Genomic DNA, 15837 nt, shown 5'->3' with positions numbered 1-15837 from the left:
TTGTGCTCCCGACGAGATTCGAACTCATATCGATGGTACCGGAAACCATAATTCTATCCATTGAACTACGGAAGCAGATGGGGCAAAGATATAAAATTGATTTAAACCAAAAGCATTGTTTAATACATTAACGTATTGTAATAATGCACAGCTTTAATAACAAATTATTATCAACGCTATGAGCATTATGTAAACGTTTACGTAAATAAAAGTGTGCCACCGCCCGCAACTCAATTGAAAGTTTAATAGTTTAGGTGTTTAATGTACAATTAAACGCTTCCTGTTCGTAAACTTGAGGAGCGATAAACCTGCTTGAATTTTTCTCTTAATAATAACGTATAATGAAAATTCTTCATTTTTTAGCCCTGCTCATAACGCCGTTTGCCTGTTATGCTCAGCAAAAAGTATTTAACATTACCGATTATGGCGCCAAAGCTGATGGTATTACCAATAACACCATCAGTATTCAAAAGGCTATTGATAATGCAAGCGTACAAGGCGGCGGTACGGTATACGTGCCTGCCGGCAAGTTTTTAACGGGTGTTATCAGCATGAAATCAAATGTTACGCTGAACCTTGCCCAAAATGCTATACTGCTGGGCAGTGCAAAAAGGATTGATTATGGAGAAGGTCACGCGGCACCGTTAATTGCTGCCAATGGCCTGCAGCATATTGCCATAACAGGTAAGGGGACAATTGATGGAAACGGGGAAGAATTACTGAAAGACGTTTTCGCGATGCTGAAGGCGGGTAAGTTAAGAGACTCGTTATGGCAAAAACAAAACCCCTGGGGGCAAACTCAACCCGAGGAGCCTAACCGGCCTAAATTGATCCATTTTTCAAACTGTATTGATATCCAAATAAAAGGCGTAACCATGAAAAACGGCCTGGTGTGGGTACAGGATTATACCAAATGCCGCGGCCTGGTGATTGACAGTATAAAAGTTGAAAGCAATACTTACTGGAATAACGATGGTATTGATCTGGTTGATTGCCAAAATGTAAAGCTTACCAATAGTTTTTTTAATGCCGATGATGACGGTATCTGTTTAAAATCGAGCGACAGGAATAGCAGCTGCGAAAATATTTATATAGCAAATTGTACCACCAGGTCAAGCGCCAGCGGGATCAAATTTGGAACAGCTTCAAGGGGAGGTTTTAAAAAGATAACAATAAAGAATGTAAAAATTTACGATACCTACCGGTCGGCCATTGCATTGGAGTGTGTTGATGGTGGGGTGATGGAAGATATTGATATCAGTGACATTCACGCGGTAAATACGGGCAACGCTATTTTTATTCGCCTTGGTCATCGTAATAAAGATGCTGTAGCGAGCACTATTAATGGCATCCATATCAGTAATGTAACAGTAGATGTACCTAAAGGCAAACCCGATAAAGGTTACCCGATGGAAGGCCCCCTGGTTAAAGGAAACCATAATACTTTTCCTTCATCAATTGCCGGGCTGCCCGGGCATCCTGTTAAAAATGTGATACTTGAAAATATTAAGATTGTGTACCATGGTGACGCCAGTAAAGAGATAGCCAATGTCAGTCTTGATTCATTAACAAAGATCCCCGAAAATCCACATGATTACCCCGAATTTTCGATGTTTGGCGAATTACCTGCCTGGGGCTTTTATACCCGTCATGCAGAAGGGGTGACGTTTAAAAATGTAACCCTTGGCTGCCCAGGTAATGATTTCAGGGCTGCCGCTGTGTTTCATGACGTGGATGGATTGAGTATTAACGGCCTTAAGATACCTCAGATTAAATCACTGCCGGTGGTTGTGTTTAACGGGGTAACCAAATCTTCGATTAAAGGTATTCAGATCCCCGGAAAGAGTAAAATTAAGATACTCAGGAAGTAATGCTATAAAATCCATCAATTCTTTTCACATAAAAAGAATTAACCTTGCTAAATCAATTTAAAGGCTTTTAGCCTTATGTATTAGGCATTTAGCATTAATATAACTTAATCGTTTACGTAAATAAATATCGCACATAATATAAAAGCACCGTTTTTTTTATCAAAATTTAATCATTATAAAACTAAACGGAGCATTTAATTGCAGTCCCAGATAAAACTTCATAGCCGCAATACTTAATTGGATTTTTCTGTGGTGTTGGGTTTAGGAGTGCAATAAAAGATAAGGTGCTTATTATTTAATAAAGGTTTACGATATGGAAAAGTTAACTGAAAAAGAGATGTCGCCATTGTCAAGTCTTGATGTATGGGAAGATGATGTATTGAGCAGGTATCCCGAGCCGGGTACTGCCAAAGCCAAAGACGAGTTTAGGGTTTATAACGATGCAGGGGATAACCCGGTACGTGAATTTTACAGGCTTAACCATACTTATCAAACCTATGGCAACGTATTGGCTAAAAAGGCCAACTTTTTACAGTTTGATAAAAAGGAAATGCCATGGTGGTCGGCCATGGAATATTTGAATACGCTGGTTGATGAATCAGACCCGGATATTTCGCTTGATCAGCTGCAGCATTTACTGCAAACATCTGAGGCTATCCGCGCTGATGGTCATCCTGATTGGTTTGTGTTAACCGGCTTTATACATGACCTGGGCAAGGTACTTTGCCTTTTTGGCGAGCCACAATGGAATGTAGTAGGTGATTCGTTCCCTGTGGGCTGCAAGTTTTCGGATAAGATAGTTTACCCTGAGTTTTTTGCTGCGAACCCTGATAATGATGATGAACGCTACAATACCAAATACGGCGTTTATACTCACCAGTGCGGGCTCGACAATGTGCATATGTCATGGGGCCATGATGAGTACCTGTACCACATTACCAAAGATTATTTGCCTGAAGAAGCCTTGTATATGATCCGTTATCACTCTTTTTACTCGCAGCACCGCGAAAAGGCATATGATCATTTACTGAATGCTCATGACCAGGAGATGTTTAAATGGGTTGATAAATTTAACCCATACGACCTTTACTCCAAGAGCCCGAAACCACCGGTAGTATCGGAGTTAAAACCATATTATGAAGATTTGATCGCCAAGTATTTGCCTGCTACAGTGAAATTGTAATTTCGGCCGGTATTTCATTTGATCATTCAAGTTTACCCGTTTGGCTCAGGCTGTAAGCAAAGTAGTTTTACAGCTTGAGTTGAACTTTAAGAAAAGGCAATAAGCCTCCTTTAACCAATTACTGAATAAAATTATTAATGATGTTGCTGTGAAGCATATCTATTGAAAAAAAAATAGTTGTACTATTAACAATAATTCCTTTCTATTGATTAATGAATAAATAAATAATTATCAGGTTTTTATGAGTATAAATGGAGATAAAGATTTAGTGTTTCGCTTACACGATGATGACATCAGTGCATTTGATATGCTTTATCAAAAATATCACCATGCCATTCATCGCAATATTTGCAAACTCACTAAAGATGATGATATCGCCAGGGATATTTTGCAGGATACTTTTATTGCCCTTTGGGAAAAGCGGGCCGATATTATCCCTGATCAATCTGTAAGTGGCTGGCTGTTTGTGCTCAGCTTTAACAAATCCATCTCTTATCTCCGTAAAAAAGTACGCGAAACCGCAATCGTTAACACCATGCCTTTCGCCGAAATGGAAACTGACAACGGTGACGTGCAATTAATGGATGAGCAATATTATTTATTGCAGCAAGCCATCAATCAGCTATCGCCGCAGCGTAAAAAAGTATTTACCCTTTGTAAGCTGGAAGGAAAAACTTATGAGGAAGCTGCCGAAAAACTGAACCTGTCAAAACATACCGTTAAAGAGTATCTTGGGCATGCGGTTGTAGCAGTTAAAAACCATATAAAGGAACATCATGCTGAATGGAAAACAGCAGGGGTTACGCTGGTTTGTTACTGGATAGGGTTAAATCAGTAGTCAGGCAGGTTGCTTTAATTATTGGGGATACAATTCGGTGATCATAGGGTAGGGCATCCTGCAGATGGCTTGCAGGCCGATCACGATAACCCCAGCTGGTATATCTGAAACTTTCAGGCATCCATCTTCTTTCGTCCTACAAACCTAATCACCGACCCTTGGCCACTGTGATAAAGCCCTTCATTTAAATCGATCTCTGTTTCCAAAAGTTCTAAAATCTCATAATTATTAAAATCGGCTTTAATTTCTTCTAAAGAAAATAGTGATTCGATATCTCTCGGACCGCCCATTTTTTCATCTTTTGCCAGGTAGTCCAGGTGGTTTTTACTAAAAGCCTCGAAAATGATAAGCCCGCCGGCGTTTAAATATTTATTAAGGGTTTGATGTACAGACGATTTGATGTTGGCAGGAAAATGCGCATAAATTAAGGCGATCACGTCAAATTGACTTTCCGTATAGTTGAGCGTCTGCAATTCTCCAGCCTGGTAATCAATAGTTACCTGTTTTTTTTCTGCAAGTTTCAGCGCTTTCTTTTGCCCTTCAATGCTAATGTCGAATGCGGAAACTGTCCAGCCAAGCCCGGCGGCAAAAACAGCATTACGGCCTTCGCCTTCTGCAGGGAAAAGAATTTTGCCGGGTTTTAGAAGTGACAGTTGTTGTTGCAAAAAAATATTAGGCTGTTCACCATAGGCAAATTCTTCATCGGCATATCGTTGGTCCCATTTTTCAGTCCAGGTATCTTTCATATGAGGGGTAGTTATTTAACTCTTTACTGGATGATAAAGGTAGTATTTAAGTAAGTCAGCACAAGGGCTATTGTTCATTGAAAAGACTTATCGATGTTTTTAATTTTTTTGAGGTTCAACGCGTTCTAAATATCTACCAGGACATTCACAGTGGCGGATCTGTATAGCGTATACATCAGGGTCCTCTGCGAGAGACCCTGATGGGACGTCAACACCAACCAAAAACAAATTTTTATTTTTCTTTAAAATAATCACAAATCCATCCCCCCGTTTTAAGGCTCCCGGCGTATTTATATAAAAAAAGCTTGTGGAAACCATTGTTAAACGCTTAGAAAGGCTTTATAATACTGAAAACTTAACTCCTGAAGATAGGCGCTGGCTTGCCGAATATCTACAGGGTGATGTTTCAGAATTATACCTTGTGGCGCTTGAAGGTTTCAGTAAAGATGTATTGGAAAAGAAGGTAAGCCTGAGCGTGCAGGCATCCGACCAAATACTCGCCAACATCCATCAACGGATAGCACCACCGCCTCCAAAGCAGGTATTTCCCATTTGGCGACTGGTGATTAAAATGGCTGTTGCTGCATCTGTTACCGCTATTTTTTGTGCTGGTTACATTTTTAGAAAACAATTGGATAACTGGCTGAACCCGGTTACCTACCAGGAAACGGTAGCCCTAAACGGCGAAATAAAGCTGATCACCTTACCCGATGGTACAACCATTTGCCTTAATGCTGGCAGTCGGTTAAAATATCCCGATAAGTTTAAAGAGAATACACGGGAGGTTATCCTTACCGGCGAGGCTTTTTTTAAAGTAGCTCATGATATCAGCAAGCCGTTTATCATCCATTCGGGTAAAATTAAAACCACCGTTTTAGGTACAAGCTTTAATGTTAAGGCCTATACCGAAGATAAAGCGATCAAGATCACGGTGGTAAGCGGAAAAGTTGGTGTGCTGCCAATAGCTTCAAAACATCCTGTATTACTTACGCCGGATATGCAGTTGGTGTATAACAAAGCCAGCCAAACATTGGTTACCGAAAAAATTGCCGACGCTTCATCTGTGATCTGCTGGCAGCAAGGGAAGTTGCAATACCATAATGCCCCTCTGTTTGATGTTTTGGCTGATGTTCAGCGAAAATACAACGTAGTGATCAGGGCCGACAAGAATTTACTGAACTGTACATTATATGCCGATTTTAATAATATGCCATTAGAGAAAGTATTAAAGCTGATGGAAGCCCTTGTAAATGCACATTTTAAAAAAGATGGCAATGCTTATACTTTAAAAGGCAAAGGCTGCAATTAATGTACCCGATATACCAATTATACGAGCGAATAAAATGTTTGACACCTAAAATAGAATTGCTATGAGTTAAATCCAGGAAAGAGAAATGATCCTCCAAAATGGCCGGGCCAGTTTTGGAGGAAATAAAATGTAAAGATTTTTTTAGTGGATCATGCACAAGGCCTCTCAAAACCGTAGCACGTTCCAGCTTGACCTATAACACTTTAATATAGCAAAAATATGAAAAAAACCATACCCGAAAGAGTCTTTCGAGCCATAACATATGTTATGAAAATTAATGCGATCATTTTATTAGTTGTCTGTTCACTGTCAACCATTGCCATGGCTGATAACTCATACGGACAAAGCGTACTGGAAAAGCCGGTTACGCTCAAATTGAAAAAAGCACCCCTTTCTGACGCGCTGGAGCAGATCTCCGCAAATACAGGCGTACGGATCATGTATACAGGGAATAACATTGAAAGCGATGTTAAAGTGACACTTACAGCCCGCAAGGAAAAGCTGGAAACTGTTCTGAAAAAAGTTTTACTGGATAATCAATTTACTTATACCGAAGTTGAAGGCAGTTTATTGGTTAAGCCGGCACCAAAACCTCCGGTAGAAAAGAAAGTAGAAATTCCGGCTATTATTGTTACAGGATCTGTTGTTGACGATAAAGGGTTGCCTTTAATAGGTGTTTCTGTTAAAATAGAAGGTCTTTCAACAGGTGCGGTAACCGATGTGGATGGTAAATTCAGGGTTCAGGTTGCCAATGAAAAGGCCGTGCTGGTGTTTTCCTATATCGGCTTTGATACTCAGAAAATAGCTGTAGGTAAGCAAACGGTTATAAAAGTTACGTTGTTGCCTTCAGCCAATTCATTGTCTACCGTTGTGGTAATAGGCTATGGTACAACTACCAAAAAGGAGTTGACCAGTTCAATTGCTACTGTTAAGGCCGAGCAATTTAACGCCGGCGTTGTAGCAACTCCTGCCGATTTATTGGAAGGTAAAGTTGCCGGTTTAAATATCACCAACGATGGTAACCCCAATGGTAAGGCTTCAGTAACATTGCGTGGCCCATCGTCAATCAGGGCGGGTGCCGCATCTGTGCCTTTTTATGTAATTGACGGTGTACCAGGTGCCGACTTTAACTTGCTGGCCCCATCAGATATTGCTTCGATAGATGTATTGAAAGATGCTTCGGCCGCGGCAATTTACGGAACCAGGGCTACCAATGGTGTGATCATCGTTACTACTAAAAGAGCAAAAGCAGGTCAGCTAAGATTGACCTATAACGGATACGGATCGTTTGAAAAAGTATCTAACCAGTTTGAGGTAGCGAGTGCCGACCAGCTAAGAGCTTATGTAAAAGCTAACGGGCAAAGTTTTACGCCTGCAAATGATAATGGTGGCAATACTGATTGGCAAAAAGCTGTTGAACGTACCACTGGTTTCTCTCAAAATCATAACCTTTCTTTTGGCGGCGGTACTGATAAAACCACTTATAACGGAAGTATAAACTATTTGCAAAATCAGGGTATTGTTAAAAGCAGCGATATGAAGCGCGTTATAGGCAGGCTTAATATCACCCAAAAAGCGCTGAATGATAAACTAAAGCTTGACTTTTCATTAAGTAATTCGGTAACCAATTCCAACCTGTTAGTTAATGATATTCCGCTGTCATCGGCAAACGGACAAAGCCCCGGCCTGTTTAAGTCGATAGTTCAGTATTTGCCTACCCGTACTATTTATAACGCTGATGGTACTTTTTATAATGACCCAACTCTAAAACTGGGTTATAACCCGGTAGGGCTTATCACTAACGATAGCTACAAGCAAAAAATTAATTTATTATTGGGAAATGTACGAGGCGAGTTGATATTGCCCGCAGGCCTGCTTTACAATTTTAATTTAGCTTACCAGGAAACAAATACTGATAATAATACCTATTACAACTCGGCATCAGAACTTGCGCCGGGTCTTAACGGTAAAGCTATCCGTTCAACTTATGAGGATACCAAAAAGTTATTTGAAAACTATTTAACTTACGCTCACAAATGGAACGATAAACACGACTTTAAAGCCTTATTTGGTTACTCAATAGATCAAACCACAACAGGTAATGGTTTTCAGTCAACCAACCAGGGCTTTATTTCGGATGCAACAGGTTCAAGTAATCTTAGTTTAGGCACACCCAGTGGAAACTATCGTGTTGATTATGGTTCCGTGCCCCTTGAAACTTTACGTTTGATATCCTTTTATTCTCGTCTTAATTACAGCTACGCAGGTAAATACCTTTTACAGGCATCTTTACGCCGTGATGGTTCAAACGCTTTTGGTACCAACAAACGCTGGGGATATTTCCCGGCAGCTTCTGCCGCATGGCGCATAATTGACGAAGGCTTTATGAAATCTCAGACCCTGTTTGATGATTTGAAATTGCGGGTTGGTTATGGTAAAACAGGTAACTCATTAGGCTTCTCACCTTATACGCCTATAACGCTTTACGGTACTACCGGTAGCTTTTATTACAATAACGCTTATATAGGTGCTATTGGTGTAATCCAAAACCCTAATCCCGATTTAAAGTGGGAGAGTACAGCTACCCTGAACGGTGGTGTTGATTTCTCGTTATTTAAAGGTCGTTTGGGAGGTTCGGTTGATATCTACAATAAAAAAACAACCGACATGATCACCTCGGTGCCGGTATCGCTTATTAACAACTTTGTTGGTACAAAAATTGAAAACGTAGGCAGCATGACCAATAAAGGCGTGGAGATAGCACTTAACGGAACGCCAATAAAAACAAAAGACTTTACCTGGAGCAGCTACGGAAATATTTCATTTAATAAAAATAAGATCACTGCACTGGCGCCAAACCTTTCAAAGATCTATGCAGGTGATCCGGAAGGGCCGGGACAAAGCGGTATCAAGGTTTCCATTATCGAAGCCGGTTATCCGCTGGGCGAGTTTTATACATTGAAGTATCTTGGCCGTGTTAATGGCGTATCTACCTTTTTAGGCGCCAACGGTCAGCCAACAACAACACCTCAAAGTACAGATCAAACTTATGCGGGCAATGCGCAGCCAACATATACATTTGGTTTTGGTAATGATTTTACTTACAAAAACTTTAGCCTTAATTTCTTTTTCAGGGGCCAGGGCGGTAACAAGATCATGAATGCATCATTGGCCAGCTTTAACCAGCCAACCCAGGCTTCGGCGCATGGTGTACCTGCTTTCACACTCAGTGAGCCTGGTACCGATGTTAACGCCAATTTATATTCAACACGTTATCTTGAAAGCGGCGCTTTCATCAGGTTAAGCAATGCTACGCTGGCTTATAAAATAAATGTTGCGGGCAATTATGTACATGGCATCCGGTTGTATGTTACCGGTACCAATTTATTTATTATCACCAAATACAAAGGCGTCGATCCTGAATTGAACTTAAACATCGATAACCAGGCAAGCGGCCAGTTTATCGGGGTAGACAGCAATAATTTTTATCCAAAAACAAGGAGTTTCCTTGCCGGCGTACAAGTTGATTTATAATAAATTTTAACCTAACTGACATGAATAATTTAAAAAGATATATAAAACCTGGCCTCATTGCCATGTTTATAGGAGCAATTTACCTTTCGGGTTGTACAAAGTTGGATATTACTCCAAAATCGGCGCTTACAACGGCCAATTTTCCAACCACACCGGCGCAGTATGTAGCTGCTACCGGGCCTATCTATACCTCATTTCGCGGGGCGCCGGGCAGGCAATACTGGTTGTTGCAAAACTTAAGTACCGATGAATGCGTACTTGTTGCACGTGGTGGTAACTGGCTTGATGGAGGTACTTACTCAACGGTAAACCTACACACGGTTACACCTGATAACGGTATGACCGAAACTTGCTGGTCAGGTGGTTACGGAACCATAAGTTTATGTAACCAGGTACTGTCGTTACTGGCACCTACCCCTGAGAGCGATGCAAAAAAACAAACCATTGCCGAAATTAAAACCATGCGTGCCCTGTCATACTTTTACCTGATGGATTTGTTTGGTAACGTTCCGATCAGCAAAACTTTTGGCGACACTACCAACCTGGGCACCCAGTCAAGGGCTACTGTATTTGCATTTATTGAAAGCGAATTACTTGCGCAAATTGCGGACCTGAGCGGTACTGCAGGGGTAACTACCTACGGCAGACCAACTAAAGGTTTAGCTTATGCCATACTTGCAAAAATGTATTTGAACGCACAGTATTATATTGGCACACCCCGGTACCAGGATGCTGTTACCATGTGTGATAATGTTATAAAAAGCGGCCAGTACGGTTTAGATGCAGATTATTTAGGCATGTTTAAACCTAATAATGGCCCGGGTATTAAGGATTTTATTTTTGCCATACCTTATGATGGTGTCCTGGCACAGGGGCAGTATTACGCCCGCTGGACATTGAATCCTAATTTGAAAAACAAGTATAAGATGCCATACACGCCCGATGGGCCTGTGTACACTTACAAAGAATATTATGCTTTGTTTAACGATGCTAACGATATCCGCAAAAAGCAATTTTTAGTTGGTAAGCAGTACAATAATGATGGCACACCAATCAATATTACCACAACCAACATCGGGCTTGATGCAAGTTACTCTGGCCCTAATCCAAATGCTACAGTGATTCACCAATTGGAGTTTACACCTGATATTGTGTGGAAAAACCCGGCAACTTTTGATATTGGTAATGATGAGCTTGCTAACGAAGCAGGTTACAGGAATAATAAGTTTTATCCTGATAGCCTGAACACAGATCGTAACCAGGGTAATGATGTGCCTATGTTCAGGTATGCCGATATTTTGCTGGAAAAAGCAGAAGCTATTTTACGTGGTGCATCAGCAACCAATGGCGATTCACCTTTATCTTTGGTTAACCAGGTTAGGTCACGTGCAAAAGCTTCAGCTTTAACTGCCGTAACCCTGTCTGATATATTGGATGAGCGTGGCCGCGAGTTTTCTATGGAAATGTGGCGTCGTAATGACCTGATCCGTTTTGGTCAGTTTGAAAAATCGTGGGGCATAAAAACAGATGCTAATCCTAACAAGCGTATTTTCCCTATACCAAGACCCGAAATGCAGTTGAACCCAAAACTGGTACAAAACCCGGGTTATTAATTTAATAACTATTATTTAAAAAACAAATGCAGGCCGTGTAACAGCCTGCATTTGTTTTTTAAGGACATTATTGATCTTAAAACTCCCGGAATTTCCTTCGGTATTCCATTGGCGTATTCCCAGTAGCCAATTTAAAATACCTGTTGAAGTTGGAAAGATTATTAAATCCCGAATCACGGCTAATTGAATTTATATTTTCATTGGTCTCCCTGATCAGTTTACACGAGTTCTCTATTCTTACCGTCAGCAAAAAATCAAAATAGGTTTGGCCGGTACGCAATTTAAAGTAATGGCAAAATGCCTTAGGCACCATATGAATAATGTTTGCTATTTCTTTAAGTTTAATATCCTTATAAAAATTGTCCATCGTATACAGGTAAATTTTTGTTAACCGCACCTCATCTATCCTGTTAAAGATCTTTTTTTCGGTTTCACCGGCTAAATTTGAGATTTGTTCTCCCTCTGCAATTTTATTTAACAATTGCAGTAATAGCGGAAGCTGCTCATGCTTAGCCGAGCCTTCTATTTGCCTGATAGATTCAATTGCCATAGCTTTTGAATTACTATTGATCAGCAATCCATTCTTAGCACTGTTTAAAAGATTGTTCAGAAGGCTGTTTTCAGGCAGCATCATGAAGGTGCTTCCTAATTTATTCGGATCAAAATGAAGCGTAAGCAGTTGCAGCGGTGTGGGTATCTTACCGCTTTTCATGGAGTAATCGTAATAGCGGTTAGTTTCAAATTTGAACATGTGGGGTACATTGCAACCAATCATGATCATGGTGTCTCCTGAAATTCTTTTTGAAGTATTTCCTATCGAAAAAGTTCCCTCTCCGCTTATAATATATATCAGTTCGAGCTCGGGATGGTTATGGAAATTATTAATGGCATGATAAGTATTTGCTTCGGCTATTGTAAAAGCTGAGTTGTCGACCTTTAAAATCTGCTCGAAAAAATCTTTCATTTTATACTATAGTGATATAAAAAAGTAAAAATAGGTAATATGTTATGAATATAGTATTACTTCTTATGAATATTTAAGCATAGGGCAGTTTGCTAAGCGGCTATCTTCGTTTTATAAAATTTTAGCCATGAAGGAAAAGAAATTTACTATGAAACTTATTGAAGCCTCAATAGGAGACATTGAATTAGTAGGAGGTAAAAATGCATCGCTTGGTGAAATGATGCAGAACATCTCTCAATTTGGCATTGATATTCCTGATGGGTTTATCGTAACAAGTAAGGCCTACTACCAGTTCATCGCAGACAATCAGCTTGATAAGCAAATCAGGGACATTATTGAGGATAAAGATGTTACCGATTTGCAGGTTCTTTTATTCTGTGGCAGTAAAATAAGGGAGCTTATCCAAAACGGTCATTTTTCTGCCACTATGGAAAATGAGATTGTTGAGGCTTATAAAGAGTTATTGATTCAATACGCAGATAACGCTGCCGATGTTGCAGTGCGTTCGTCGGCTACTGCTGAGGACCTGCCTGATGCCTCGTTTGCAGGTCAGCAGGACACTTACTTAAACATAAGGGGAGAAGAAAGTTTATTAACAGCTATAAAAAATTGCTTCGCGTCATTATTTACCGACAGGGCCATTAGTTACAGGGAGTCTTTTAACTATGATCACTTTAACATTGGCCTTTCTGTCTGTGTTCAAAAGATGGTCCGTTCGGATAAAGGTGTTTCCGGGGTTGCATTTTCTTTGGATACCGAAAGCGGTTTTAAAGACGCCGTTATTATTAACGGATCATACGGCCTGGGCGAAATGATAGTCCAGGGATCCGTTAACCCTGATGAGTTTATTGTTTATAAGCCATTGCTGAAAAGCGGTTTCCGCTCAATCCTCGAAAAGAAATTGGGCAAGAAACATAAGAAAATGATTTACGGAAATCCCGGGGAAGAGGCCGTAAAAATCATTGATACCCCTGTTGAGGAAAGCTCAAGGTTTTGCTTGTCGGACGATCAGATCATTCAACTCAGCAACTGGGTAATTATCATTGAAGAGTATTATACCAAATTGAAGGGTAAATGGTGCCCGATGGATATTGAATGGGCGGTAGACGGGATAACTGGCAGGTTATTTATAGTACAGGCAAGGCCCGAAACCATTCACTCCCGCAAAAAAGTAAATCTGCTTACCGAATTTCGGATCAATGATCCGGACAGAGCAAGTAGGATCTTGCTGAAAGGCATTGCTGTTGGCGATAAAATTGCCACCGGCAGAGTGCATAATCTTTCAGGAATCGGAAAGCAAAATATCCATGAAATAAACTTTTTGCCCGGCGATATCATGGTAACCGACATGACCGACCCCGATTGGGAACCGGTAATGAAAAAAGCATCGGCTATCATTACCAATAAAGGTGGCCGCACCTGTCATGCTGCCATCGTGGCCCGGGAGTTAGGTGTTCCTGCAATAGTTGGCTGCGAATGTGCAACTACCACCCTTAAAACTGGAGATGAAATAACCGCTTCATGTGCAGAAGGTGATGCCGGAATTATATATAGCGGCATAGTGGCGTTTACCATGCGGGAACATGACCTGAATGACCTGCCTGAAATTGAAACCCCGCTGATGATGAATATCGGATCGCCCGAAATTGCCTTTCAATACGCGCACTATCCCGGAAAAGGCGTTGGCCTTGCCAGGGAAGAATTTATCATCAATAACTATATAAAAATTCACCCATTGGCCCTGCTCCAGCACAGGAATTTGAATGATAGCTCATTAACAGCTCATATTGAGGAAGCCATGCTGGGTTATGATAATGAAGAGGCATTTTTTATTGAAAAACTATCCTACGGGATAGCAAAGATAGCTGGCGCATTTTATCCCAATAAGGTAATTGTACGTTTCTCGGATTTTAAAACCAATGAATATTACAATATGCCTGGCGGCAAATATTTTGAACCGGCCGAAGAAAATCCGATGATAGGCTGGAGGGGGGCATCCCGGTATTATTCTAAAGTATATAAAGAAGCTTTTGGAATGGAGTGCAAGGCTATCAGGAAGGTGCGCGAAGTAATGGGACTTGATAATGTGGTTGTCATGATACCGTTTTGCCGGACAGTGAACGAGCTTTTATTGGTATACGAAACCATGAACGAGTATGGCCTTAAACGAGGCGAAAACGGGCTTGAAGTTTACCTGATGGCCGAAGTTCCATCTAACGTGATTTTGGCCGAGCAGTTTGCTGATTATGTAGATGGTTTTTCCATCGGCTCCAATGACCTTACCCAACTTGTATTGGGGCTCGACCGTGATTCATCCTTAGTGGCCGGCTTATATAACGAGCGTAATGATGCGGTGAAATTTATGATCTCATCGTTGATAAAAACCGCGAAGAAAAGAGGCGTGAAAGTGGGGATCTGTGGGCAGGGGCCATCTGATTATCCTGATTTTGCCCAGTTCCTGGTAGAAGAAGGGATTGACAGTATCTCCGTAACGCCCGATTCGTTTTTTAAAACCGTAATGGCAATCCGGAAAATAGAGGATGAGCTTGAAGCGGCAAAACGGCTCTGCTTATCTGCCTGACAACTGAAATATATTAACTAATGCTAACAACCGCTACCTGGTTCCGGGTAGCGGTACTAATCCTAAAATATTATTTATATGAAAACGGTGAAAACTTTAGGTCAGTTTATTATTGAAAACCAAGCTGAATTTCCTTATGCTAAAGGCGAGCTCTCCAGGCTGCTGAGAGATATAGGTATTGCTGCAAAAGTGGTTAACAGGGAAGTTAACAGAGCAGGATTGGCTGATCTGACCCTCGATAACGGTTCGGTAAACATACAGGGCGAACACCAGAAGAAGCTGGATGTTTATGCTAATGAACAGTTTATTTCGGCCTTACAGCAGGGCGGCGAATGTTGTGTGGTGGTATCGGAAGAAAGTGATGAATATATTGATATTGACAGCGAGATCTCAAAGCATGCCAAATATATTGTAGCAATAGACCCATTGGGTGGTTCATCCAATATTGATGTAAATGTGAGCGTGGGCTCTATTTTCTCCATCTACCGTCGGAAAACAACGGATGGTAGGGCTACTATTAAAGATGTTTTGCAAAATGGCACCGAGCAGGTAGCGGCAGGCTATGTAATTTATGGTTCATCAACAATGCTGGTTTACACCACCGGAAAAGGGGTGAATGGGTTTACTTTAGATCCCTCACTGGGCGAGTTTTGCCTGTCGCATCCCAAAATGCGTATTCCTGACGATGGTGTTATCTATTCTATAAACGAAGGTTATTACTCTCATTTTCCTGATGGGGTAAAGAAATATATCAAATACTGCCAGGTGGAGGATGTAACAACAAACAGGCCGTTTAAAGCAAGGTATATAGGATCGATGGTGGCCGACCTGCATCGAAATATGATAAAGGGAGGGGTCTTTATTTACCCCGCCAATGCAAGCGACCCAAAAGGGAAATTGCGCTTGATATATGAATGTAACCCCATGGCCTTCATCATTGAACAGGCCGGGGGCAAAGCCAGTAACGGGTACGAACGTATTTTGGACCTGGAAGTCACAGAACTACATCAACGCTCCGGTATCTTCATTGGTTCAAAAAATATGGTAACTAAAGCCGAAGAAATGATGAAGCGCTTTTCGCCGATTACAACCAATGTTGACTATAGTTATATGGAATTGATATAAGCTGAACATATTCAATTAAAGGCTGCCCGGGGTACACATTATTATTCACATTTGGCTGTGTTTAAAATAATTA

10 protein-coding genes and 1 tRNA gene are annotated in these 15837 nt (G+C 40.9%); 8 read left to right on the top strand and 3 right to left on the bottom strand.

The features are described 5' to 3' along the window. Nucleotides 1-3 precede the first annotated feature (3 nt). Nucleotides 4-75: transfer RNA gene (locus tag AC1DUD_RS10410), tRNA-Arg, on the bottom strand. A gap of 266 nt (nucleotides 76-341) precedes the next feature. Between AC1DUD_RS10410 and AC1DUD_RS10405 the strand changes: the two genes are divergently transcribed. From AC1DUD_RS10405 to AC1DUD_RS10395, 3 genes are all read left to right on the top strand, one after another. After that, nucleotides 342-1871, top strand: coding sequence for a glycoside hydrolase family 28 protein (locus AC1DUD_RS10405; protein WP_477374313.1), 1530 nt, complete (start codon nucleotides 342-344; stop codon nucleotides 1869-1871). 313 nt (nucleotides 1872-2184) lie between these two features. After that, nucleotides 2185-3054, top strand: a complete 870-nt coding sequence (locus AC1DUD_RS10400; protein ID WP_477374311.1) for an inositol oxygenase family protein — start codon at nucleotides 2185-2187, stop codon at nucleotides 3052-3054. Between the two features lie 241 nt (nucleotides 3055-3295). Then, complete coding sequence (locus AC1DUD_RS10395) at nucleotides 3296-3892, top strand: RNA polymerase sigma factor (protein ID WP_477374309.1); 597 nt, start codon at nucleotides 3296-3298, stop codon at nucleotides 3890-3892. 113 nt (nucleotides 3893-4005) lie between these two features. On the opposite strand, the gene AC1DUD_RS10390 is transcribed toward AC1DUD_RS10395, so the two are convergent. Then, a complete protein-coding gene (locus AC1DUD_RS10390) occupies nucleotides 4006-4638 on the bottom strand; it encodes a class I SAM-dependent methyltransferase (RefSeq protein ID WP_477374307.1) in 633 nt (210 codons plus the stop codon). A gap of 307 nt (nucleotides 4639-4945) precedes the next feature. Between AC1DUD_RS10390 and AC1DUD_RS10385 the strand changes: the two genes are divergently transcribed. The 3 genes from AC1DUD_RS10385 to AC1DUD_RS10375 all read left to right on the top strand — a co-directional run bounded on the left by AC1DUD_RS10385 (nucleotide 4946) and on the right by AC1DUD_RS10375 (nucleotide 11094). Continuing rightward, nucleotides 4946-5947, top strand: a complete 1002-nt coding sequence (locus AC1DUD_RS10385; RefSeq protein ID WP_477374305.1) for a FecR family protein — start codon at nucleotides 4946-4948, stop codon at nucleotides 5945-5947. 267 nt (nucleotides 5948-6214) lie between these two features. Beyond that, on the top strand, nucleotides 6215-9481 hold the full coding sequence (locus AC1DUD_RS10380) for a SusC/RagA family TonB-linked outer membrane protein (protein WP_477374303.1): 3267 nt from the start codon (nucleotides 6215-6217) through the stop codon (nucleotides 9479-9481). Nucleotides 9482-9501: 20 nt separating this feature from the next. Then, nucleotides 9502-11094 (top strand): RagB/SusD family nutrient uptake outer membrane protein, encoded by a 1593-nt coding sequence (locus AC1DUD_RS10375; protein WP_477374301.1) that lies wholly within the window; start codon nucleotides 9502-9504, stop codon nucleotides 11092-11094. Between the two features lie 76 nt (nucleotides 11095-11170). On the opposite strand, the gene AC1DUD_RS10370 is transcribed toward AC1DUD_RS10375, so the two are convergent. Then, entirely contained in the window at nucleotides 11171-12058 is an 888-nt protein-coding gene (locus tag AC1DUD_RS10370) for an AraC family transcriptional regulator (RefSeq protein ID WP_477374299.1), read from the bottom strand. A gap of 127 nt (nucleotides 12059-12185) precedes the next feature. Between AC1DUD_RS10370 and ppsA the strand changes: the two genes are divergently transcribed. Then, nucleotides 12186-14639, top strand: a complete 2454-nt coding sequence (ppsA, locus tag AC1DUD_RS10365; RefSeq protein WP_477374297.1) for a phosphoenolpyruvate synthase — start codon at nucleotides 12186-12188, stop codon at nucleotides 14637-14639. 78 nt (nucleotides 14640-14717) lie between these two features. Further along, a complete protein-coding gene (gene fbp, locus AC1DUD_RS10360) occupies nucleotides 14718-15764 on the top strand; it encodes a class 1 fructose-bisphosphatase (RefSeq protein WP_477374295.1) in 1047 nt (348 codons plus the stop codon). Nucleotides 15765-15837: the final 73 nt, after the last annotated feature.

It is taken from the genome of Mucilaginibacter sp. P4_A11 (genome assembly GCF_056402535.1).
This window is presented reverse-complemented; position numbering and strand designations above follow the sequence as displayed.

Excerpts from the sequence above, each read along its gene's own strand:
- AC1DUD_RS10405 (WP_477374313.1), top strand. The coding sequence starts at position 342 with ATGAAAATTCTTCATTTTTTAGCCCTGCTCATAACGCCGTTTGCCTGT.
- AC1DUD_RS10400 (WP_477374311.1), top strand. The coding sequence starts at position 2,185 with ATGGAAAAGTTAACTGAAAAAGAGATGTCGCCATTGTCAAGTCTTGAT.
- AC1DUD_RS10395 (WP_477374309.1), top strand. The coding sequence starts at position 3,296 with ATGAGTATAAATGGAGATAAAGATTTAGTGTTTCGCTTACACGATGAT.
- AC1DUD_RS10390 (WP_477374307.1), bottom strand. The coding sequence starts at position 4,638 with ATGAAAGATACCTGGACTGAAAAATGGGACCAACGATATGCCGATGAA.
- AC1DUD_RS10380 (WP_477374303.1), top strand. The coding sequence starts at position 6,215 with ATGAAAATTAATGCGATCATTTTATTAGTTGTCTGTTCACTGTCAACC.
- AC1DUD_RS10375 (WP_477374301.1), top strand. The coding sequence starts at position 9,502 with ATGAATAATTTAAAAAGATATATAAAACCTGGCCTCATTGCCATGTTT.
- AC1DUD_RS10370 (WP_477374299.1), bottom strand. The coding sequence starts at position 12,058 with ATGAAAGATTTTTTCGAGCAGATTTTAAAGGTCGACAACTCAGCTTTT.
- ppsA (WP_477374297.1), top strand. The coding sequence starts at position 12,186 with ATGAAGGAAAAGAAATTTACTATGAAACTTATTGAAGCCTCAATAGGA.
- fbp (WP_477374295.1), top strand. The coding sequence starts at position 14,718 with ATGAAAACGGTGAAAACTTTAGGTCAGTTTATTATTGAAAACCAAGCT.